This window comes from Streptomyces sp. BE20 (assembly GCF_036322525.1).
Taxonomy (GTDB): Bacteria; Actinomycetota; Actinomycetes; order Streptomycetales; family Streptomycetaceae; genus Kitasatospora.
The window spans coordinates 13,169-34,343 of record NZ_JAQYWW010000533.1 but is presented as its reverse complement, the minus strand read 5'-3'; the positions used below and the strand labels follow the sequence as shown (position 1 = coordinate 34,343).

16 protein-coding genes are annotated in these 21,175 nt (G+C 75.5%); 7 read left to right on the top strand and 9 right to left on the bottom strand.

Going from position 1 to position 21,175, the window contains the following annotated elements; translation table 11 throughout:
- Window positions 1-97: 97 nt before the first annotated feature.
- Together PUR61_RS08525 and PUR61_RS08520 are read left to right on the top strand one after the other, a co-directional pair.
- Window positions 98-1,351, top strand: a complete 1,254-nt coding sequence (locus PUR61_RS08525) for an MFS transporter (protein WP_329877362.1) — start codon at window positions 98-100, stop codon at window positions 1,349-1,351.
- Window positions 1,352-1,481: 130 nt separating this feature from the next.
- Window positions 1,482-1,751, top strand: coding sequence for a hypothetical protein (locus PUR61_RS08520; protein WP_329877360.1), 270 nt, complete (start codon window positions 1,482-1,484; stop codon window positions 1,749-1,751).
- Window positions 1,752-1,894: 143 nt separating this feature from the next.
- Here PUR61_RS08520 and PUR61_RS08515 read toward each other — a convergent pair whose 3' ends face one another.
- From PUR61_RS08515 to PUR61_RS08490, 6 genes are all read right to left on the bottom strand, one after another.
- Window positions 1,895-2,164, bottom strand: coding sequence for a hypothetical protein (locus PUR61_RS08515; protein WP_329877358.1), 270 nt, complete (start codon window positions 2,162-2,164; stop codon window positions 1,895-1,897).
- 269 nt (window positions 2,165-2,433) lie between these two features.
- Complete coding sequence (locus PUR61_RS08510) at window positions 2,434-2,832, bottom strand: hypothetical protein (RefSeq protein WP_329877356.1); 399 nt, start codon at window positions 2,830-2,832, stop codon at window positions 2,434-2,436.
- Window positions 2,829-5,393 (bottom strand): Hsp70 family protein, encoded by a 2,565-nt coding sequence (locus PUR61_RS08505; RefSeq protein ID WP_329877354.1) that lies wholly within the window; start codon window positions 5,391-5,393, stop codon window positions 2,829-2,831. The genes PUR61_RS08510 and PUR61_RS08505 overlap by 4 nt, the downstream gene beginning before the upstream one ends.
- A 27-nt stretch (window positions 5,394-5,420) precedes the next feature.
- Window positions 5,421-6,224, bottom strand: coding sequence for a nucleotide exchange factor GrpE (locus PUR61_RS08500; RefSeq protein WP_329877352.1), 804 nt, complete (start codon window positions 6,222-6,224; stop codon window positions 5,421-5,423).
- Between the two features lie 5 nt (window positions 6,225-6,229).
- Entirely contained in the window at window positions 6,230-6,655 is a 426-nt protein-coding gene (locus PUR61_RS08495; protein ID WP_329877350.1) for a hypothetical protein, read from the bottom strand.
- Between the two features lie 142 nt (window positions 6,656-6,797).
- Window positions 6,798-11,519 carry a hypothetical protein gene (locus PUR61_RS08490; protein ID WP_329877348.1) on the bottom strand — a complete coding sequence of 1,574 codons (4,722 nt, stop codon included), beginning with the start codon at window positions 11,517-11,519 and terminating at the stop codon, window positions 6,798-6,800.
- Between the two features lie 201 nt (window positions 11,520-11,720).
- Here PUR61_RS08490 and PUR61_RS08485 point away from each other — a divergent pair, with 201 nt between their 5' ends.
- Window positions 11,721-13,520: a protein kinase domain-containing protein gene (locus PUR61_RS08485; RefSeq protein WP_329877346.1), complete on the top strand. Its 1,800-nt coding sequence runs from the start codon at window positions 11,721-11,723 to the stop codon at window positions 13,518-13,520.
- 50 nt (window positions 13,521-13,570) lie between these two features.
- On the opposite strand, the gene PUR61_RS08480 is transcribed toward PUR61_RS08485, so the two are convergent.
- Window positions 13,571-13,726, bottom strand: a complete 156-nt coding sequence (locus PUR61_RS08480) for a hypothetical protein (RefSeq protein WP_329877344.1) — start codon at window positions 13,724-13,726, stop codon at window positions 13,571-13,573.
- 222 nt (window positions 13,727-13,948) lie between these two features.
- Between PUR61_RS08480 and PUR61_RS08475 the strand changes: the two genes are divergently transcribed.
- Both PUR61_RS08475 and PUR61_RS08470 read left to right on the top strand, forming a co-directional pair.
- Window positions 13,949-14,530: a TetR/AcrR family transcriptional regulator gene (locus tag PUR61_RS08475; protein ID WP_329877342.1), complete on the top strand. Its 582-nt coding sequence runs from the start codon at window positions 13,949-13,951 to the stop codon at window positions 14,528-14,530.
- Between the two features lie 233 nt (window positions 14,531-14,763).
- The gene (locus tag PUR61_RS08470; protein ID WP_329877340.1) at window positions 14,764-15,270 is read left to right on the top strand and encodes a hypothetical protein; all 507 of its coding nucleotides are present in this window, start codon (window positions 14,764-14,766) and stop codon (window positions 15,268-15,270) included.
- Window positions 15,271-15,467: 197 nt separating this feature from the next.
- Here PUR61_RS08470 and PUR61_RS08465 read toward each other — a convergent pair whose 3' ends face one another.
- Entirely contained in the window at window positions 15,468-16,832 is a 1,365-nt protein-coding gene (locus tag PUR61_RS08465; protein WP_329877338.1) for an FAD-dependent oxidoreductase, read from the bottom strand.
- Window positions 16,833-17,216: 384 nt separating this feature from the next.
- Between PUR61_RS08465 and PUR61_RS08460 the strand changes: the two genes are divergently transcribed.
- Entirely contained in the window at window positions 17,217-18,329 is a 1,113-nt protein-coding gene (locus PUR61_RS08460) for a YncE family protein (protein ID WP_329877336.1), read from the top strand.
- A gap of 338 nt (window positions 18,330-18,667) precedes the next feature.
- Here the strand turns inward: PUR61_RS08460 and PUR61_RS08455 are convergent, their stop codons facing one another.
- The gene (locus tag PUR61_RS08455) at window positions 18,668-19,282 is read right to left on the bottom strand and encodes a TetR/AcrR family transcriptional regulator (protein WP_329877335.1); all 615 of its coding nucleotides are present in this window, start codon (window positions 19,280-19,282) and stop codon (window positions 18,668-18,670) included.
- 133 nt (window positions 19,283-19,415) lie between these two features.
- Here PUR61_RS08455 and PUR61_RS08450 point away from each other — a divergent pair, with 133 nt between their 5' ends.
- Window positions 19,416-20,399: an NADP-dependent oxidoreductase gene (locus PUR61_RS08450; protein ID WP_329877334.1), complete on the top strand. Its 984-nt coding sequence runs from the start codon at window positions 19,416-19,418 to the stop codon at window positions 20,397-20,399.
- Window positions 20,400-21,175: the final 776 nt, after the last annotated feature.

Genomic DNA, 21,175 nt, shown 5'->3' with positions numbered 1-21,175 from the left:
GTTGGCGGCGGCGCGGGGATGCCGTGCACTTCGGGTATGACACACCTGGCAACCCGGACGCAGCGCCTCAACGCCCCTCTCGGGGCGGTGGTTTGAGGTGAGCCGCCGGCTTCTCCTGCTCCTGTCGCTGACCTGCGCCGTCGGCGTGGGCACCCTCTACTTCCCGCAGGCGATCACCCCGTTGGTCGCCGACGGCCTGGGCGAGCCGACCGACGCCGCCGCCCTCGTGGTGACCGCCACCCAGATCGGTTACACGGTCGGGATCTTCCTGCTGGTCCCGCTCGGCGACCGGCTCCCGAACCGGTCGCTCCTCGTCACCCTGCTCGGCCTCACCGGCATCGCCCTGCTCGCCGCCGGCTGCGCACCGGTCCTCCCCGCACTCGTCGCCCTGAGCGCCGTCATCGGCGTCACCACGGTGGCCGCGCAGATCATCTCGCCGATGGCGGCCGGACTGGTGCCCGCCGACCGGCGCGGGTCGGTCGTCGGCACCCTGATGAGCGGGTCGATCGGCGGCATGCTGCTGGCCCGCACCTTCGGCGGGACGCTCGGCGAGTGGCTGGGCTGGCGCGCCCCGTACCTGGCGGCCGGCACCGTGGTCCTGCTCCTCGCCGCCGTCCTGGCCCGCGTCCTGCCGGCCGGAGCCGCCCCGCCGGCCTCGCACCGGCCGTACCCCGCGCTGCTGGCCGAACCGCTGCGCCTGCTGCGCACCGAACCGGAGCTGCGCCGCTCGGGCTTCTACCAGGCCACGGTCTTCGCGGGGTTCTCGGCCGCCTGGACGTGCCTGCCGCTGCTGCTCACCGGCCCGGCGTACGGGCTCGGCGCCCAGGCGGTGGGCCTGCTCGCCCTGGTCGGTGCGGCGACCATGGTCTGCACCCCGCTCGCCGGCCGCCTGGCGGACCGTCGGGGGCCGGACCCGGTGAACCTGGTCTGCCTGGTCGGGACCCTCGCCTCCGCCGGGGTGCTCGCCGCGGGCGGGTGGGGCGGCGCGGCGGGTATGACGGCCCTCGTGGTCGGCACGCTGGTGCTGGACGTGGCGATGCAGTCGGGCATGGTGGCCAACAAGACCCGGGTGTACGCGCTCGATCCCGACGCCCGGGGCAGGCTCAACACCGCCTACATGAGCTGCGCTTACCTGGGCGGCAGCGCCGGGTCCTGGCTCGGGCTGCGTGCGCACGACCGGGCGGGCTGGCCGGGCGTGTGCACGCTCGTCGCGGTACTCGCGGCCCTCGCCCTGGCCCGTCACCTGCTGCCGCCCCGCCGGGACCGGACCTCGGCCGGGCGGGCCGCCGGCCCCGGAACCGCCGCCGGCGCGACCGCTCCGGCCGACGCCACGCCGACCCGGCCGACCTGATCACGGCCGGGCACCTCCGTTCTCACCGGGTGGAACAGGGGGTTCCGCTCACGGAGGTTCCTGACAGACTGTGCCCCACATGCGCCCGACACCACGGGCCCGTACCCAGCGACCGTGCCAGGAGGCCGACATGACCGCGCCCAGCACCACCAACACCGACATTCGCGACGCCGGAACACCGGGTGTCGTGCGGACCTCCCTGGTCAGCGGTGTCATCGGCGGCGTGATCGGAGCGGTGATGAGCGCGGCCGCCAACTACCTGATCGTCGGCACCCCGGACGACGAGACGGCGAACGCCGTCAACCACGCCGTGTCCGGCCTGATCAGCGGGTTCATGGCCGGCTTCGTCGGCCTGCTGATCCACCAGCGCAAGGCGGCCTCCGCGGCCCGTGCGCGGTAGCACCACCCCGGCGGCCCGGCCCCGGTGGCGCGAACCCCGGTGACACCACCTCGGTGACGCGGCCGCGCCCCGCCGAACGCCGCGGCGGTCCGCCCCTCCTCCGGTCCCGGAGGGGCGGACCGCCGCGGCGTTCTTTTCACGGGTCAGTCCCAGTTGACCGAACCGCACTTCCGGCAGATCGTCGGCTGGCCGGCGATGAGGTTGAAAATGGGATTCCAGTCGGCGCCGATCCGGTTGACGACCTCGCTGAAGGTGCCGGGCTTGGCCCCGAAGGCCCTGGCGTTGCTGATCCTGACCTGGTCGGTCACCTGCCGGCAGGCCTTGTTGTCGCAGTAGGCGGACACGGCCTCGCCCACGCCGGTGTTGAGCAGTCGCTTGATGATCGACGACGGGACGGAGATATTCGCGGTCACGGAACCCCCTCGAACGGTTTCTGTCATGTGCAACGCCGAATTCGTTGCGAGAAACTCGACCTGCAAGCAGGTTAACCACACGCGCGGTCGCACCGAAAGGGAATTCACGAAACACGGAAAACAACGCCCCGGCGCCACTCGGAATTGATTCCCGAATTCCCGCGAACCCGCAACAGGACCGGGACGGCGGCGGAAAAACCCGTGGCCCACCCCCTCCGCGAGGGGGTGGGCCACGGGCCGGACGGACTCGGAAGCGGGCTGCCGGAGCGTCAGTCCGCCGGACGGCGGGCCGCCGCGAGCCGGGCCGAGACGGCCGTGAACAACTCGCGGGCCGGGTACAGGTCCGGCTCCACCGCCAGCGCCCGCCGCAGCAGCACCAGCGCGGAGGGGCCGTCGCCGGACCGGGCCAGCTCCAGCGCCTCGTTGTAGTCGATCCGCCCGGCGTACCGCAGCCTCACCAGGGCCGCCAGGTCCTCCCGGCAGGAGGGGCAGCGCAGGGTCTCCGGATCGGCGGGGACGGCGCACTGCGGGCAGGGCACCTCGATCGGCGCGACCGTGTCCGCCGGCGCGTCGCCGGGCGGGGCTTCACCCGGCCACGCGTCACCCACCGGCGCCCCGCCCGCACGCTCCCCGCCCGCACGCCCCCCGTCCACGGATGCCTCGCTCATCGCGGCCCCGCCTCCTCCGGGCGGACCGGGCCGAGCGACTCGGCCGTCGGCTCGCTGCCCATCTCGCGCTGCGCCTCCGCGTACAGCTGCAGCAGGGCCGAGGTGTGCCGGTTCGCCGCCTCCATGTTGGCCGACTCGACCGCCGAGTCCAGGCCGCGCAGCTCCGCCATGATCCGCTGGGCCAGGGCCGGCGAGACCAGGTTCTGGTTGACGTAGACGTTGCACATGGTGAGCATCCGGAAGGTGTGCCCGAGCGAGTCGCACAGCTCGTCCGCGCGGGCGGCGGCGGCCATCGCGCCCTCCCAGTCGGCCGCCTCCCGGCGCAGCCGCAGCTCCGCGGCCACCGAACGGAGCCGGTCCAGGTCGCTCGGATCGAGGTGCTTCTCGCAGTAGTGCAGGAACAGGCTCAGGTACGCCTCCGAACCGCGCACCCAGCGCTGGGCCTTGAGCTGGCGCTGGGCCCGCTCCAGAGCCTCGTCCACCGACTGGCCACGGCTCTGGCCGGCGGCCAGGTCGTCGAGGGTGTCCATCAGCCGCTGCGCGTCGCGCATCTCGGCCTCGGTGAGCTCGGTGCCCCAGCGGTCGGTGAAGCTCTCGATCTGCCGCTGCTGCTCCTCCACCTGAACCTTCAACTCCGGGTCGAGGGTGACGCGTTCCAGCTTGACCGTCTTCTCGCCGCCGCCCTGGATGCGTACCGAGAGGGTGATGGTGCGGTCCCGGTCGAGGCCGAAGGAGACGTCGATCGGGGTACGGCCACCGAGTCCGGCCGGCAGGCGCAGGGTCAGGTGCCCGATCAGCTCGTTCCGCTGGGCGGTCTCGTGCTCGCCCTCGTAGACGGCGACCTCCAGCCGCTGGCGCCCGCTGCCGGAGACCACGAACTGCCGGCTGACCGGCGAACTCGTCGGGTAGCTGGTGTTCTTGGGGATGATGACGGCGAGACGGCCGTCGTTGAGCTCGATGCCGAGGTTCTTCGGGGTGATGTCGAAGGGGTTGGTGACCTGCATCAGCTCGCCGCAGCCCGTACACACCTCGACGCCGGGTGGGTTGACGATGCCGCAGGAGGCGCAGCGCAGGCCCATGTCCTCGGCGGCGGACGGGCCCACCCGGGTGTTCCCCGGGGCGGCGGAGTTCAGCGCCTCCCCGCAGAGTTCGCAGGAGGTGACGCCGGGGGCCGCCGGGGTGCCGCAGCGGGGGCAGTTGTCACTCCGGACGACGGTGGCGGCCCGGGACGGCTGCGGGGCCGCACCGTCGGCCGAACCCGCCATTGCCTGACCGCACTTGGGGCACTCGGAGGCCGCGGTGTCCACCGGGACGTGGCAGCCGGGGCAGGAGACCCGGTCGCCGCCCAGCAGCGAGGTCGCGCAGTTGGAGCAGGCCGAGGCTGCCAGGTCCGCGGGGGCCCGGCACTCCGGGCACTCCACCTCGCCGACCAGCGCGGACTGTACGGCCGCGCCGAGCGCCACGCACTGCATCGGGTTGACCCCGCGGCGGACCCGCCGGGGCCCGAACACCTCGCCCAGCCGGCGCGCCACCAGCGGGATCGAGGTGGAGCCGCCGACCAGCAGCACCTCGTCGATGTCCCCGACGGTGAGGTTGGCCTGCATGATGGCCTTGTGGGTCAGTTCGATGGTGCGCTCGATCTGGGCCTCGATCAGCTCCTCGAAGCGGGCCCGTTCGAACTCCGTCTCCAGCACCAGCTGACCGGCGCCAAGGCCCGGCAGGATGACCTCCGAGGCCTCCTGGTGGGACAGTTCGATCTTGACGGTCTCCGCCGTGGACGCGATCTTGGGCCGGTCCCGCAGGTCGGGCTGGTAGTCGGAGCCGTACTCGGCCCTGATGTCCTCCAGCAGCGCGGTGGTGATGGCGCGGTCGAAGTCGTCGCCGCCGAGCAGGTTGTCGCCCTCGATGCCGAGGACCGACACCGAGCCGGGCACCAGCAGCAGGATCGAGATGTCGAAGGTGCCGCCGCCGAGGTCGTAGACGAGGACGGTCCGGCCGTCGACCCCGGCCTCGGCCGTGATCCCGTAGGCGAGGGCGGCGGCCGTGGGTTCGTTGATGACCCGCAGCACGTGCAGGCCGGCCATCCGGCCCGCCTCCTGGGTGGCCGCGACCTGGCGCTCGCCGAAGTAGGCGGGGACGGTGATGACGGCCCGGTGGAAGGGCTCGCCGAACCGCTGCTCGGCGTCCTCCTTGAGCCGGTGCAGGATGATCGCGGAGATCTCGATCGGGGTGTAGGAACGGCCGTCGAACCAGACGTTGACGTCGCCGTCGGCGCCCGCGGTGACCCGGTAGTCCAGCTCGCCGAGGGCGGCCTGGACCTGGGGGTCCTTGAACTTCCGCCCCATGAAGCGCTTGACCGAACGGATCACGTTCTCGCCGTCGAGGGCGAGGCGGCTGCGGGCGGTGGAACCGACCAGCAGTTCCCCCTTGCGGCCGCGGCCGACGACGGAGGGTGTGGCCTCCTGGTTCTGCCGGTTGAAGACGATCTCCGGCTCGCCGCGGCGCAGGTGGGCCACCACGGAGTTGGTGGTGCCCAAGTCGATACCGAGTGTGCGGTACATGTCGTTCCCCTCTTGCCCCTCGTGTTCCTAACGCTTCTTCCGCTTGCGCCGGTTGGCCGCCGGACCGCCTCTGGTGCTCCCGGTCCTGGTCCGCCTCGCCTGCTCGGGGGCGGCCGGCGGTTCGGGAGACGTCCGTTCGGCGGCCGGCGGTTCGACCGCGGCGGCGCCGGTTGCGGCGGCGGGTCCGGCGGGTCCGGCGACGCGCGGGTCGGCGCGCGGGTCGGCGCCGGCGGTCCCGGCGGCAGGCTGCGGCACGTACACGGTGTCGGCGTCCGCATCGACGCCGGTACCGGCCCCGGTACCGGCCGTGGGCCCCTGCCCGGAGCCCGGCCCCGGCTCCCACGGCACGTGCTCCGCCGGCGCGGGCACGTGCGCGGCCACCACGACCTGGGCCCGGCGCAGCACCTCGTCCCCCCAGAAGAAGCCGGTGACGACGGTCTCCACCACCGTCTCCGGCTCCACGCCGCGCCTCGGCTCGCTGCCCACGATCTCGGTCAGCGCCGGGTCCGCCGCGAGCCCGTCCAGCCGCATCGGCCGCACCCCGGCCTTGGCGAGCTTGCCCAGCAGCCGGCGGCGGGTGGCCTCGATGCCGCCGCCCCGGCCCAGGAGCACCAGTTCACGGTCCAGCCCCAGCGACGCCAGCGCGTCGTCCACCTCGACCAGGGCTGCGATCAGCTCCCGCTGGGCGGCCTTGGCCGCCTGGGCCTCCTCGGCCCGGCGGCGCTGCAGCATCGAGGCCCGGAAGAGCAGTTGGCCGAAGGCCTGGGGCAGGTCGACCTCCAGGGCCCGCTGCGGGACCTCCAGCGGCTTGCGCGGCTCGGGCGTCGTCACGTGGTTCACTCCGGGATCTCGATCTGCGGCAGCACCGACAGGTCGGCGGCGAAGCGGGCGGGGACGGCGGGCTCGGGGTCGACCCCGGCCGGGGCGGGCTCGGCGAAGTCCGCGGCCAGCTCGGCCCCGTGCAGCACGAGCAGCGAGGAGACGGGCGGCAGCGGCGGCCGGTCGATCACCAGCAGGGGTTCGTTCAGCGCGGGTGCCAGCAGGCCGGCCGCCTGGTCCACCGGCTCGGGCGGCAGCGGTTGTTGGAGGTCGAGTTCCAGCCGCCGGTCCGGGTTGCGGAGCTGCGCCGCGGCCTCCTGGATCTGCTGACGGCTGAAGCGGCCGGCCCGCATGGCGGGCCCTACGGCGAGGTTGATCTCGCGCACGCCGGCCGAGAGCGGGACGCCCAGGACCTCGTACGGTGACGGTTCGTGCAGTGGCATGGCGAGGGTCGTCTCTCCTTCTCTCCTCCGGGCGGACGGCCGGGCCGCGTCTGACGGCCGGGCCGCGCCGACCGGTCGCCCCGGCGGCCGGGGCCCCGGGTGACCGGGCGGCCCCGGCCACCGGACGGCGGGGGTGGTGGCCTCAGTAGAGCGAGCTGATCTTCTTCTGGAGCTTCTTCAGCTCCCGGTCGTCGGGGCAGTACTGGACGGCCGTCTTGACCAGCTCCCGGGCCTGCCGGAACTCCCGCAGGTTGGCCCGGGCGACGGCGTAGCTGCCGTACACGACGCCGAGCTCCCGGTGGAGCTTCGCCGTCTCCTCCTGCGAGGGGGAGAACTCCAGCGCCTGCTCCAGCAGTCTGGTGGACTCCAGGTAGCGCGTGGCCTCGAACAGGTCGGCCGCCTCGCTGCGCCAGACCCCGACCATCAGCTGGCGGATGTCGACGGAGTCGTCGAACGACCGCGCCTTGCGGAGGATCGCGGCGCGCTCGGAGAACGGGCGGCCGGTCATGTCGTCGAGCATGTGGTTGGCCAGCATCACCGAGACCCTGCGGCGCGACTCGTGCCCGGTCTCACCCGTCCACTCCGGATCGGCCTCCAGGGCCGCGGTCATCCGGCTGACGGCGAGGGCGGCCTTGTCGGCCATCGCGGCGTGACGGGCCAGGTGGCGCATCACGAAGACGTAGCCGAGCAGGTGGTCGGCGTCCGGGTTGAGCGCGTGCAGCTCCTTCCAGAGCTCGGCCGCCTCCAGCAGGTCGGCCTCCGGGGCGTCGGCCTCGGTCAGGGCGCCGGCCCGGTTGCCGAGCACGGCCTCCAGGAAGTGCCGGGCCGTCGGGTCCTCGGGGGCGAGGGCCATGCCCTTGCGGAGCAGTGCCAGGGCGCGGAAGTAGTCCTTGTTCTCGTTGTTGATCTTGCGGGCCCACTGGGCGTAGGTCGCGCCGAGGTCGCCGCGCACCTCGGGGTGGTCCGGAGCCAGCTCCAGCGCCTGTTCCAGCAGCTTCGCCGCCCCTTCCTGGTCGTCGTCGCTGGCCTTGAGCAGGGCGCGGGCCGCGCGCACGCCGGACTCGGCGGCGATGTCGGCGACGTCCGAGGGGAGATCGACGCCCGGGACGGTCCGGACCCGGGCCAGGCAGTCCAGCGCCTCGCGCCACTCCTGGTGCCGGTGGTGCTCCCGGGCCTGGCCGACCAGTGCCTCGGTCAGCAGGTCGCGCCAGGCTTCGCCGCGATCGCCGCCGGCTATCGCGTCCAGGGCGCTGACGGCGGCGGACTGGCGTCCCTGGAGCAGCAGGTAGCGCTGCGGGCCGAGCTCGTCGAACAGGCCGAGCGACTGGCCGAGCGGGTGGTTCTCCTCACCCCGCCAGGCCCGCACCGCACGGTTGAACTGCCGCTCCCACAAAGGGACCCCGGGCTCGTCGCAGAGTTCCCGGTGGAGCAGGGGGCCGATCACGAGGCGCCGGAGCGGGCGGTCCGGCAGGGTGATCCGCGCGTCCTCCCCCGCGAAGGCGGCGGCGCAGTGCGTCTCCATACCGAGGCGCACGGTCCAGGCGTCCAGCTCGTCGCCGCTCCGGCCGCGGGTCACGTCCAGCTCGCGCAGGTCCGTACGGAGCCGGTCGAGGAGCGCGGTCCGGGCGGCGGCGACGCGCTGCTCCTCGGCCGGGCGGCCGGTGACCCGGGCGGCCTCCGCCCAGAGGTCGGGCAGGTGCAGGGCCGCGGTCAGGCAGCCGACGGTCCAGGCCCAGAGCTGCTCGTCGGCGAGCGGGGCGGCGGCGCCGGGGGCCGCGCTCCCCGCCCCCTCCGTGGTGGACCCGGACGCGGACGCGGACGCGGACACCGACGCGGACACGGCGCCGGGAGCGGCGAGCCGGTAGCCGGCCAGGCCCAGCGCGTGGAGCAGCCGGGGGTGGGCGGGATCCTTGAGCAGCAGCGCCCGGTAGCCCTCCCAGGCCTCCCGGTGCCGGCCGTCCACCGCGTGCTGCCGGGCCTCGTGCTCGGCCAGCAGGCCGAGGGCGGCGGCGGCCTGCGGGTGGTCCGGTACCGGCTCCAGCGCCCGGCGCAGGTCCGCGGCGGCCCGGCCCGCCTCCCCCGCCTCCAGCGCGGCCGCCGCCCGGCGGACCAGCACGGCCGCGCGCTCCCGGCCGGCCGTGTCCGGGAGCTGGGCCAGGGCGGCGTCCAGCAGCCCGAGTTCGGCGCGCAGCAACGCGAGGTCGAACCGGACGGGTGCGGCGGCGGGGCTGTCGCCGAGTGCCTCGGCCCAGTCCGCGAGCACGTCCTCGGCCTGTTCGGGGAGTCCGGCCCGGCGGGCGCAGTCCAGCACCGCGCGCAGCGCGGGGGCCGCGCAGTGGACGCACCGCGGCGAGGCGGCGGAGCCGGGCCGGTGCAGGTGTGCGGCGCAGCCCTCCCGGCCGCAGCCGCCGCAGGTGGCGGTCGCGGGGGCTTCGCAGGTGGTGCAGGTGCCGGACGGCGGGCCCGCGGGGTCGGGATCCGTGGCGGACGCGGACCGGAGGCCGGGTACGGTCCCGGAGGCGGCAGCGGACCGGGCCGCGGGGACGGCGGGGCCGGACCGGGTGTCCGGCTCGGACCGGGCGCCGGGGGCGGCGGGCGCCGAGAGGAAGTGCCGGTGCCACTCCAGCGCACCGGACCAGTTACCGGCCCGTTCGGCGAGCAGCGCCCGGAGCCGGGCGACGCCCGGGTCGCCGGCCGGGTCGGGTTCGAGCGGCGCGAGCAGGGCGATCGTCTGGACCGGGCGGCCCGTCAGCAGGGCGACGGCGGCCAGGTGGTAGCGGTCGCGCGGTGCGGCGGCGGCCTCCAGCAGGCCGCCCGTCCGCTCGGCCGAGCCCTCGGCCAGGGCCAGCGCGGCCCGCAGCCGGTTCCGCCGCAGCAGGGCGACACCGGGCGCGGGGGTGAACGCGGGCGCCGGTGTCGCGGGCCCGGCGCCCGCCGCCGCCCCGACCGGGGCCGGCGCGCCGGTCGGGTCCGCCTGCGGCAGGACCCGACCGAGGACCAGCGGCGCTTCGGCCGGCCGTCCCGACGGACCGGAGCCCGGAGCCGGGCCCGTCGCCGGAGGCGGGCCCAGCACGACCGTGCCCGTCCGGGGCGTCGCCGGTCCGGCCGGCGGCGCCCCGCCGACGGAAGCCCCCTCGGGGGAGGCCCCGCCGGACCGGGGCGCCGGGAGCGCCTCCACCGGCAGCGAGTCGGCCAGGTCGAGCGCGGCGCCGGCCCGGTCCCGGTCCTCGGCCCGGTCCCGTCCGGTGACCAGCAGGTGGGCGGCCTCGCGCAACGCGGCCTCGGCCAGCGCCACCGGGTAGCCGGGTGCGGCCGGGTCGTCCGCGGCGGCCCGCTGCCACAGCTCGCGGGCCGCCACCGGGTCGGTGGCGAGCCGCTCGCGGGCCAGCCGGTCACGCAGCAGCGCCAGCCGGTCCAGCAGGTCGGCCGCGCGCAGGGGCTCCCAGCGTTCGAGCGCACCGGCCGGGTCGCCGGTCCGGGCCAGGGCCAGGCCGTGGTGGAAGGCGGCGATCTGTCCCCAGCGGGAGTCCGTCCCGGACTCGGCGCGCAGCAGCGGTTCCGCCTCCGCCGTGCGTCCGGCCGCGAGCAGCGCCGCGCCGAGCCTGACCCGCGCGGGGCGCCAGCCGGGAGTGAGGGCGAGCGCCGCCTGGTAGTCGACGGCGGCCTCGGCCGGGTGCCCGGCGCGTTCGTGCACCAGGGCGAGTCCGAGCCGGGCGGGGGCGAACGAGGGCCGGGCGGCCAGCGCGGCGGCGAACTGTTCCTGGGCGCGGTCGTCGGCGCCGAGCAGCAGGGCGAGCCGCCCGAGCGCGTACCGGGGGCGGGGGTCCGCGGGGGCCTCGGTGGCGGCGGCGTTGAGATCGGCCCAGGCCGCCCCGGTGTCGCCCAGCCGCTGCTGGGCGAGGCCGCGGAAGAGCAGGATCTCGGCACGCAGGGCGGCGCCCCGGGACCACGGGGAGGTCTCGCCCGGACCGCGTCGCAGCGCCTCGTCGAGGGCGGCCACGGCCGGGGTGTCCTGGTGCAGGGCGTAGAGCTGGGTGCCCCAGCGGAACCAGAGTTCGCCGCTGCCACCGGGGGCGGCGGCGGCGAGCAGCGGTTCGGTCTCGGCCGCCCGGTCGGCCAGTGCGCGCAGCAGCGCGGCGCGGGCCAGCACCGGCCACTCCCGGTTCGGGAGGGCGGCCATCGCCTGGGCGGTCGCCGTCTCCCGCCACTCGGGTGTGCCCTCCCGGCAGAGACGTTGCAGCCAGTCCAGGGCCAGGGCGGCCGTCGCGGCGTCGGCGCCCGCCTCGGCCGTCAGGTCGAGCGCCCGCCCGGTGTCCGGAACGGCGTCGGGCACGCCGGTCTGCACGCCGCCCTGCACACCGTTCTGCGTGACGCCCCGGCCGGTGACCGGGTCGGTCCCGTCGGCGGTCCCGGCCGCCCCGGCCGCCGCCGGTTCCATCGCCCGGAGGAAGGCGAGCAGCGGCCCGAGTTCACCGTCCGGGGCCCGCATCCGTTCCTCGGCCATCCGCCGCAGGCTCCACCGGGGGAGCTGCCGGGCCGGGTCGGACAGCAGGGGGAACGCCTCGCGGTGCAGCGCGGACGTGGCCGCGGCGTCCCCGGCCGCGGTGGCCGCCTCGGCCTGTCCGAGCAGGGCGAGGCCGCGCTGGGGCCGGAGCGCCTCGGGCGCCGCCGCCAGCCGCTTGGCCAGCCGGGCGTACCGGCGGCGGGCACGCTGCGGCTTGCCGGCCGCGAGCTGGGCGGCGGCCCGGCTGAGCGCCGTCGCCACCGACGCCGGGTCATGGGCCTGTCGGCGGCGGACGAGGACGGTGCCGCCCGCGCCTGCCAGTGCCGCCACGACCAGCAGCAGCACCACGAGCTGCGCCATGCACTGTCCCCCTGCAGTCCGGAATCCGCCCAGTTCATGATCAACATCCTTCTGTCGATCACGAGTTGACGGCTCTTCATGATGTTGCTCGGTGGCCATCAGGATAGGCCCTCTTCAGGGCGGACGAACAGAAAAGAGCACTATCCTGAGTTCCGCGAAAGACCGACGGCGAGTCGGTGCCGGTCGTCGGTCGGGGGTCGAGTGTCACAGTCGCGTTGGGTTCCCGGGCTCCGGTTCGGGCCGGAGTTCGACCCCGAGCAGTACGAACTCCTGGAGTTCCACCACCGGGGCGGCGAGGCCGAGGTCTGGCGGGCCGTCCGCACCGGCCACAGCGGCCTCAAGGAACTGGTCGCCGCGAAGATCATGCTGGAGCGCGACCCCTCCGAGGTGCGTCGCTGGCTCGGACGCTGGGACGACGTCTCGCACAACGCCCACCGACTGGGCGTCAACGACCTGGTGGTGCCCAGCTTCCTGCTCGGCCCCTCCCCGCACCGGCCGGGCAGCCGGCCGACCGGCGGACTGCTCGGCTACCAGATCTCGCCCTGGGTCGAGGGCGTGCCGCTGCACACCTGGGCCCGCACCAACCGCGGCGGACTGCCCGCCGCGGCCGAGGTGCTGGCCCGGCTCTGCCTGATCGTCGACGAGTTGCACCGCAAGCGCTGGGTGCACCGGGACATCTCCCCCGCCAACGTCCTGGTCGACGGCGAGGGCCAGGTCAAGCTCATCGACCTCACCTTCCTCGCGCCGCTCGACCACGCACTCACCGTCGCGGTGTTCACCCCCGGGCACGTCCCGCCGGAGGCCGAGCGGGTCGGCGGGTTCCCGACCACCGCCAAGGACCTGTTCGCCGTCGGGACCCTGGCCCGGACCCTGCTGCTGCCCGAGCACGGACGGCTCGACCACCGGCTCGCCGCCGACCAGGCCCGGAGCGAGCTGCTGGCCGCCGGGTTCGGCGAGGACCTCGCCCAGTGGGCCTGTGAACCGCTCGCCCGCGAACCGGACCGCCGGCCCGCCCCGCTCGGTCCGTGGGCCGCGCGCGGACGCGAACTCCTGCGCGCCCACCGGACGATGCCGCGCACCTCCTGCCTGGCCGTCCTGCCGGACGCGGCCGGTCGGCCGCTGCTGGTCGCCGGCGGCGCCGACGGGGTGGTGTTCGCCGGCCCGGGCCTCGCCGGGCACCGGCCCCCGCCCGGCCCCGGGCCTCGCGCCGTCCGCACCCTGGTCTGCGGCTGGGCCGGGCCGCAGGCCGAACTCGTGGTGTTCGCCGAGGACCAGACCGGCACCCTCTGGGTCGGCAACGCGGCGGGCTGGTGGGAGGCCGCCCGCGGTGTCGGCGGGCTCGCCGGGGCGGTCAACTCGGCCGGCGAGCTGGCCGTGTGGACGGCCTCCGGCGGCACCCTGCGCTCGTACCGCTGGGCGCCCGGCCTCACCCTGACCGGCCAGGAGCTGGCCGGCTGCCCGGCCGACCGCGTCCTGGCCGCCATGGAGGAACGGCCGGGCGTCTGGCTGCTCCTCGTCGAACACCGGGAACGGCTGCTGCGCTGGCGGGTGGGGGCGGAGGAACGGCCCGAGCCGCTGGGCCGCCCCGGCCCGGTGCGGGCCGGGGCACTGGCCCGCTCCTCGGCCGGCCCGCAGGCCGCCGCACTGCGCCGGGACGGCTCGGTCCAACTGCACGGCGCCGACCCGGCCGGGGCGGCGAGCGAGATCGGCGACGGCGAACCGGCGCTCGACGTCGCGATGGCCGGACACCGCGGCGGCCCGACCGTCGCCCTGGCCGGCGAGGGCGGCGTACGGCTGCGCCTGCCGGCCGTCGGCAGCTCCCGCCGCCCCCGCTGGTGGCGGCCGACGCTGCGCCCGGCCACCCAGGTCGCACTGGCCGTCGGCGACGACTGGCGGCTCTGCCTGGCCGCCGTGGTGGAGGGCGAACTCCATTGCTGGCACGAGGACTCCGGCTACCGCTGGCAGCCGGTCACGCTCCCCGGCCAGGGCGGGGAGGACTGAGCACCCCGCGAGGACCGGGCCCCGGCGGCCCCGCCCGGTGCGCCCCGGAGCTACCGCCCGGTGCCGCCCGGGGAGCGACGGCGGACCCGGCGGTCGCAGCGGCTCCGAGCGTCCCGGCGGTCCCCCGTGCCGCCGGTGCCCGGGACCGCGCGGGCGTCGGGGGCGTCGGGGGTGTCCGCGACATCCCAGGCCGTGTCGTGCGTCATCAGGGCTCCTCGATTCCTCGCGAGCGCGCCGTCCCGGCGCAGGGCCTACGGGAGGGCCCGAACGGGCACGACCCGACCGGGGACACATCCGGAGAGCCTCTCCGTTTCCCCCGGCCCTACGATACGGAGAACCTCTCCGCCTGACCACCCACCCAGGGCCGGGACGCCGGCCCCGACCCCCGACCCGCCGACCGCCCGCCCCTTGGAGACCAGAACCCGCCGATGCCAACGACCCAGCGCACCGACGCCCGACGCAACCGCGAACGCCTCCTCGACGCCGCCCACGAGGCCTTCGCCGAGGCGGGCGCCGACGCCTCGCTCAACGACATCGCCCGGCGGGCCGGCGTCGGCCCGGGCACCCTCTACCGGCACTTCCCCACCCGGTCCGCGCTGCTGGCCGCCGTGCTGCACGAACGCATCGAACGCCTCTGCGCCTACGCCGACCACCTGACCGAGACCCGGCCCGCCGACGAGGCCCTCGCCGAATGGCTCCGCGCCTTCATCGCCCACAACCTCGCCTACCACGGCCTCGCCAGCGCGCTCTTCCTCGAAGCCCCCGACACCCTCAACGCCAACTGCCACGAGGACATCAGGAACGCCGGAGCCGCCGTCCTCACCCACGCCCAGCGGTCCGGCACCGCCCGCCCCGACCTCTCGGCCCCCGAACTCCTCCTGCTCGCGCTCGGCATCGCCCTCACCACCTCCCGCCCCGCCTCGCGGCCCGCCCCGGCCGGAACCCCCACCCCCGACCGCCTCCTCGCCCTCCTCCTCGACACGGTCCACCCCCGGCCGCACACCCCCTGAACCGGCGACGCCGTCGACGCCCCGACCCGCCCGCCACCCCGGCGATCCGGAGTACGGGGTTCACCTGCCGGTCCCGGGCCGGGAAAGCTATAGTCGGCAACATAGTCGCGAACATGACAAAAGGATGCCGCGCTCCCACCGACGCCGCGGCGCCCGTCCCGGCAGGCCGTAGATTCGCACTCCACCGCTCCATGCCCCGCTCCCCAGCCCGTTCCGCTCATCGGAGGTCACCCGTGGCCCGGCTGCATGTCCGTACCGGCATCAACCCCGACGACCCGGACGCGCCCGTGGTGGCGCTGCTCGTCGACCCGGAAGGCCCGCCCGGCGAGCAGGCCGTCGCGAAACTGGGCTGGTACGGGCACGAGGGGGACGGCGCGCTCTTCCTGCTCCCGACCGACGGGTGGGCGGAACACGCCCTCGACGGGGACCGGCTGGCCGTCGAGGTCGCCGTCTACCCGTTCACGCTGGAGCAGATCGGGGCCGACCCGGCGGACTTCCCGGCGCGCTCGCCGATCGTCCCGGAGGCGACGCTGGTGCTGCGCGCCGAGACGGCGGTGGACCCGGCGCTGTACGCGCGGGCCGCCGACACCGGAACCGCCGTCTTCACGGCCGCACCGGACCGCACCCTCGACGAGGTGCTCGCCGGCGACGACGCCTGGCCGGTCCTGCTCTCCCCGCCGCCGGCGCCGGACGCCGACGCCCCGGACGACCTGCCGGACCCGGACCACCTCCGGGGCTGACCGGGCGGCGCCGACCGGACTCCCCCGCGCCGGCGCCCCGGCACCCGCCGGGGCGGACGCGGCCCGAGGGGTCCGGCGGCCCGAGGACCTGACGACCGGATCCGGAGGCCGGGGCCCGCGAACGGACCCGGCGAACGGACCGGGCCCGACGACCGGAACCGGTCGCCGGGCCCGCGGACCGAGGGCACTCCGACCGGCTACGCCCCGCTGTGGCGCAGCATGTCCTCGCGCTCCACGACCTTGACCCGCTCGCGCCCCTCCGCCGCACCGAGCGCGCGCTCGTGCGCGTCGAGCAGCTGCCAGCCCTCCCAGGTGGTGAACCGGACGCCCCGCTCGCGCAGGTGCGCGAGGACCGCGTCGGGCTCGGGCTCGACGGCGCCGGGGAGGCGGCCCTCGGCCCGGTCGGCGAGCAGGCAGGCGACCGTCTCGTTGGCGTCGCCCTTGGTGTGCCCGATGAGGCCGACCGGGCCGCGCTTGATCCAGCCGGTGACGTACGTGGCGGCCTGGTGCGAGCCGTCGGCCGCGAGCACCCGGCCGGCCGCGTTCGGGACGGTGCCGGACACCGGGTCGAACGGCAGCTTGGGCAGCTCGTCCGAGTAGTAGCCGATCGCCCGGTAGATCGCCCGGACGTCCCAGTCGGTGTGCTTGCCGGTGCCGCGCACGTTGCCGGTGCCGTCGAGTTCGGTGCGCTCGGTGCGCAGCCCGATCACCTTGCCGTCGGCGCCGAGCACCTCCACCGGGGACTCGAAGAAGTGCAGGAAGATCCGGTGCGGGCGGTCGCCGACGTCGCGGATCGCCCAGTTCTCGATGGTCGAGGCGACCATGTCGACGTGCTTGGCGCCGCGCCGCTCGGCGATCGAGCCCTCGTCGTAGTCGATGTCCTCGGGGGCGACGATCACCTCGATGGTCGGCGAGTGGTCGAGCTCGCGCAGCTCCATCGGGCTGAACTTGGCCTGGGCGGGTCCGCGCCGGGCGAAGACGTGCACCTCCAGGGCCTTGTTGCGGCGCAGGCCCTCGTGGACGTTCGGCGGGATCTCGGTGGGGAGCAGCTCTTCCGCGGTCTTGGCGAGGATGCGGGCCACGTCCAGCGCGACGTTGCCCGCGCCGAGCACGGCGACCTTCTCGGCCTCCAGCGGCCAGGTGCGCGGCACGTCCGGGTGGCCGTCGTACCAGGAGACGAAGTCGGCCGCCCCGTAGGAGCCTTCGAGTCCGACACCGGGGATGTCGAGCGCCCGGTCCGCCATCGCGCCGGTGGAGAAGACCACCGCGTCGTAGAAGCGGTGCAGGTCGTCGAGCGTGACGTCGGCCGGGTAGTCGACGTTGCCGAAGACCCGGATCTGCGGCTTGCTCAGCACCTGGTGGAGCGCCGTGACGATCCCCTTGATCCGCGGGTGGTCGGGCGCCACGCCGTACCGGATCAGCCCGAAGGGCGCGGGCATCCGCTCGAAGAGGTCGACCGAGACCCCGGGCTGCTGGGCGGCGTCGGACTTGAGCAGGGCGTCAGCGGCGTAGATTCCGGCGGGGCCGGCGCCGACTATCGCGACTCGGATCGGACGGGACATGGCGGGGCGATCCTCCGAACGGGAACACGGACGGGCGGGCAGGAGGGCGAGGGCGACCCCACGACCAGCCAACACGGGTGGTACGTGCCGACAGTAGTCGGTGTGGATCTATGAGGTCATAGAGCTGACCTATGGCCGGTTCGGGAACTTCCCGGCGCCCCGGGCCCCGCCTCCGGACCGCGGCCCCGTCGGCCCCGGCACCGGACCCGGCACCGGACCGGCACCGGACCGACCGGGTGCGATCGAGCCGTGCCCGCGTGGCCGGCCGGCCACGTCCCGCCCCCGTCCGCACCAGGGCCGGAAACCGCCCCCGGAACGCCCTCCCGGTGCTCTAGCCTGACCCTCGCACCACGACATGATGTCTAGACCACAGGGTGGAGAATCATGAATTCGCGCGTGTCAAAGGCCCGCTGGACGGGCTCACTGGCGGCCTCGGCCGTCCTCCTGCTGACCGGCGCGGGCGCCGGGGCGGCCGTCGCCGACACCGTACCGGGTACGCCCGGCGGCCACGACGGCACCGCCATCGGGTGGCGGGCGCTGGGGCTGGCGGTCGGTCCGGAGGGGAACAGGGCCTACGTCGTGGCGTCCGACCGGGCCGGCAGCCGGACCCCGGTCGTCCTGCGGACGGTCGACACCCGGTCCGGCGCGGTGGTCGCCGAACTGCCGCTGGCGGACGACGGCACCGCCGGGCGGCCCGTGGTCAGCCAGGACGGCCGGCGCCTCTACGTCCTGGTGTCGGACCACCTGGTCGCCGTCGACCCGGCCGCCAACACCGTGGTGGCCCGCACTCCCGCACCGGACCAGCCCAGGCCGGCCGGCTGGTCGGCGGGCGGCCTGACCGACCTGGCGGTCAGCCCCGACGGATCCAAGGTCTACGTCGACCAGTACGGTCCGCAGCTCCACGGCCAGGGCGTACGGCCGGGCCGGGTGCTGGTGTTCGGCACCCAGCAGGGCGCCTTCACCGCGACCGTGCCGCTGCGCGGCCACGCGGTCGACGCCATCGCCCTGCAGCCGGGCGGTGCCGACGCCTACGTCTCCACCGACGCCGGCCTGGAACACCTCGACACCACCGCGCCCGTCCCGACCGTGCTGCGCACCGTCGAGAGGATCGGCGCCACCAAGGAGCTGGCCGCCTCCCCCGACGGCCTGCACGTGTACGCCCTGGGCGCCCAGGTCAACGCCGGGACCGGCTACGCGGTCGACACCGTCAACGACACGGCCCGACCCGTCTTCACCTTCGCCGACGGACCGGTCGACCTCCACTACGTGGCGGTCGGCACGGACGGCGGCCGAATCCACGTGCTCAAGGACGGCTGGACCCCGCACGCCTCGGTGCTCGCCTACGACACCGCGACCAACGCCGGCCTCCCCGGTGAGACGCTCACCGGCTTCGGCCTGGACGGGGTCTCCGCGACCGCCCTCGCCCCGGGCGGGCACACCCTCTACCTGGCCGGAATTCGCGGCGACTCCTCGTACCTGAAGACCGTCAGGTTCTGACGACCCGCCCCGCGGCGCGCCCGCGCCGCGGGGCGGTGGCGGTGGCGGTGGCGGTTCCCGGACGGTACTCCGGTCCGGGAACCGCCACCGGAGTACCCGGCGGGCCACCGCCGCGCTGCCCGCCCGTGCACCGGGCGTCCACCGGCCCGCCCTTCCGTACCGGCGCCCGGTGCCCTTCGCGACCGGCCACCGACGATGGCGCGGCACGGGCCAGGCAGGTCCGCGACGGTCGCCGGCACCGGCGACCGCCCTCGGCCGGGTCCTCACGCGCCGCCCCGGAATCGGCACCCCGCACCTCGGCGCCCCGGGTTTGTATCCGGGCGTCGGCGCCCCGATGTTCAGCACCCCGCGGACGCGGCATCTCCGCCCCGGGGTGCCAGGCCGTCCAGCACCAGACCGAAGAGGCGATCGCGCCGCTCCGCGAGACTCGGGGCCTGGTCGGCGATCCACGCGAGGGCGTTGGCCAGGGCGAACAGGTCGACGGCGTCGACGTCCGCACGGACCAGGCCGTCCCGCTGCGCCGCCGACAGCAGCCGACCGCACGCCCGACGCATCGTCAGGCATGCGGCGTGCAGGGGTGAGCCGGGGTCGCCGAGAGTGGCCAGCAGGGCGGTCGAGAGCCCCTGGTAGGCGCCCGCACCGAGGGTGAACTCGTGCAGCCAGACCCTCAGCGCCCGCTCCGGCGGCCCGGCGACGGCCAGCGCGTCCGCCCGGTCGGCGAGGAGTTCGAAACGCCGCCGCAGCAGGGCCTCCAACAGGGCGTCCCGGGTCGGGAAGTGGCGGTAGAGCGTGCCGAGGCCGACGTCGGCGCGGCGGGCGACGTCGCGCAGGGACGCCTGGGCCCCCTGTTCGGCGACCACCTCCGCCGCCACCTCCAGCACGCGGTCGCGGTTGCGCCGCGCGTCGGCGCGCGGGGCGCGCCCGGCGGAGGGCGGGGCGGGCTCGACGGGCATGGGAATCCTCACCGTTGACAAGTGGAGCACTGCTCCGGTTTTCTTAACGGAGCACCGCTCCGGATTCTACCGGGCGGTCGCCCCCGCGGCCGGGGAGAGGCCCGGGGGCGCACGGGGAGAGGAAGAGACAGCCATGGGAAACCACGCCGCGACCATGCGGGCCGTCCGCCTGCACGCCTTCGGAGGCCCCGAGGTACTGGTGTACGAGGAGGTCCCCCGGCCGGTGCCCGGGCCGGGCGAGGTGCTGGTCCGGGTGCACGCCGCCGGAATCAACCCGCCCGACCTGTACGCGCGCACCGGCTTCGCCCGCATCCCGGCCGGGCTCCGGCCCCCGTGGACGCCGCCGCTCGTCCTCGGCAGCGACATCTCGGGCGTGGTGGCCGCGCTCGGCGACGGCGTCACCGCCTGGCAGCCCGGGGACGAGGTCTTCGGGATGATCCGCTTCCCGGGGCAGGGCTCCGGGTACGCCGAGTACGTCACGACACCCGCCGACCACCTGGCCGCCAAGCCGGCGGCGCTCGACCACGTCGAGGCCGCCGCCGTACCGATGGCCGGGCTCACCGCCTACCAGTTCCTGATCCGGGAGCTGCGTCCCCTGTCGGGCGGCACCGCCCTGGTCAACGGCGCGGCGGGCGGGGTCGGACACTTCGCCGTCCAACTCGCCCGCCTCGCCGGCGCGGAGCGGGTGATCGGCGTCGCCTCCGGGCGGCACGAGGAGTTCCTCCGCGGGCTCGGCGTGGACCAGTTCGTCGACTACACGCGGACGCCCGCGGCCGAGGCCGCCCGGGACGCGGCGGACCTCCTGGTCGACACGGTCGGCGGGCCGGACGCCCACCGCCTGCTCCCGGCCGTCCGGCGCGGCGGCCTGATCCTGCCCGTCTACCTGGGCGACTACCACCGCGAACGGGCCACCGGACTCGGCATCTCACTGCCCGACCGGATGCAGCAGGTGCGGTCCGACGGGGGCGACCTCGGCGAGCTCGCCGCCCTGCTGGACGACGGCCGGATCCGTGTCCACGTCGACGGCGTCCATCCGCTCCCAGAGGCGGCGGCCGCGCACCGGCGCGCCGAGCAGGGACACCTCCGGGGCAAGCTCGTCCTTCAGGTCCACCCGTAGCCCCATCGCCGGCGCCGCACCACCTCCCCGGGCCGGGGCCTCACGGCCGGATTCCGACCGCCCCGGCCCGCCCCCTCCAGCCCGCCCGCCCCGCCCGATGCCCCCGGTGCTCCGACGCCCCGGGGGCATCGGCCGTCCCGGGCCGCACGGCCGACCGGGCCCCCGCGAAGGCCGGACGCATCGTCAATGCCCGCCGAGAGGAGTGTGGTTGGTGCCCTTTCGGACGCCGCCCTGCGCGAACAGGCACCCTCCGCTGCCCGTTCGGCCGGACACCTCCACAACCCGTTCGGGCGAGGACGGATCCGGAGGCTCCGGCGCAGGTCATGCCCGGTTCGCCACCTTCACGAAGCCACCCCCAGAGCTCTCCCGAGCAAGGGTTGACACCGCAAGTTGGTCTAGTCCACGGTAGGGGGAACGCACGTTTAACGAGGCCGGAACACCTCCCGAGACACCTTGGCGAACACGCGAGTTGACGAATGACGCCACCTGTTCCAGCGAGGGTGTCAGCCCCCACGCGGGGGAATCGACCGAGAAGGAGGCCAGGAATTCCGGCCACGGCATCCGCCCGCACGCCTGGCGATGCCGACCGCCGACCGGCGCCCCGGTACGCCCGGCCGCGCGACGGCGCGCCGCCGGAGCCTCCCGCATCCCGCCCTCCTGCGCCGACATCCGACAGCCCACCACCTGACCCTCCCGCCGTCTGACGCCCGTCAGCCGGCACCACCGCACGTCCGACTTCTCCTCAGGGCCGCGTCCGGCCCTGCCTCACCATGCGC

Excerpts from the sequence above, each read along its gene's own strand:
- PUR61_RS08520 (WP_329877360.1), top strand. The coding sequence starts at position 1,482 with ATGACCGCGCCCAGCACCACCAACACCGACATTCGCGACGCCGGAACA.
- PUR61_RS08510 (WP_329877356.1), bottom strand. The coding sequence starts at position 2,832 with ATGAGCGAGGCATCCGTGGACGGGGGGCGTGCGGGCGGGGAGCGTGCG.
- PUR61_RS08505 (WP_329877354.1), bottom strand. The coding sequence starts at position 5,393 with ATGTACCGCACACTCGGTATCGACTTGGGCACCACCAACTCCGTGGTG.
- PUR61_RS08495 (WP_329877350.1), bottom strand. The coding sequence starts at position 6,655 with ATGCCACTGCACGAACCGTCACCGTACGAGGTCCTGGGCGTCCCGCTC.
- PUR61_RS08490 (WP_329877348.1), bottom strand. The coding sequence starts at position 11,519 with ATGGCGCAGCTCGTGGTGCTGCTGCTGGTCGTGGCGGCACTGGCAGGC.
- PUR61_RS08480 (WP_329877344.1), bottom strand. The coding sequence starts at position 13,726 with ATGACGCACGACACGGCCTGGGATGTCGCGGACACCCCCGACGCCCCC.
- PUR61_RS08475 (WP_329877342.1), top strand. The coding sequence starts at position 13,949 with ATGCCAACGACCCAGCGCACCGACGCCCGACGCAACCGCGAACGCCTC.
- PUR61_RS08465 (WP_329877338.1), bottom strand. The coding sequence starts at position 16,832 with ATGTCCCGTCCGATCCGAGTCGCGATAGTCGGCGCCGGCCCCGCCGGA.
- PUR61_RS08460 (WP_329877336.1), top strand. The coding sequence starts at position 17,217 with ATGAATTCGCGCGTGTCAAAGGCCCGCTGGACGGGCTCACTGGCGGCC.
- PUR61_RS08455 (WP_329877335.1), bottom strand. The coding sequence starts at position 19,282 with ATGCCCGTCGAGCCCGCCCCGCCCTCCGCCGGGCGCGCCCCGCGCGCC.
- PUR61_RS08450 (WP_329877334.1), top strand. The coding sequence starts at position 19,416 with ATGGGAAACCACGCCGCGACCATGCGGGCCGTCCGCCTGCACGCCTTC.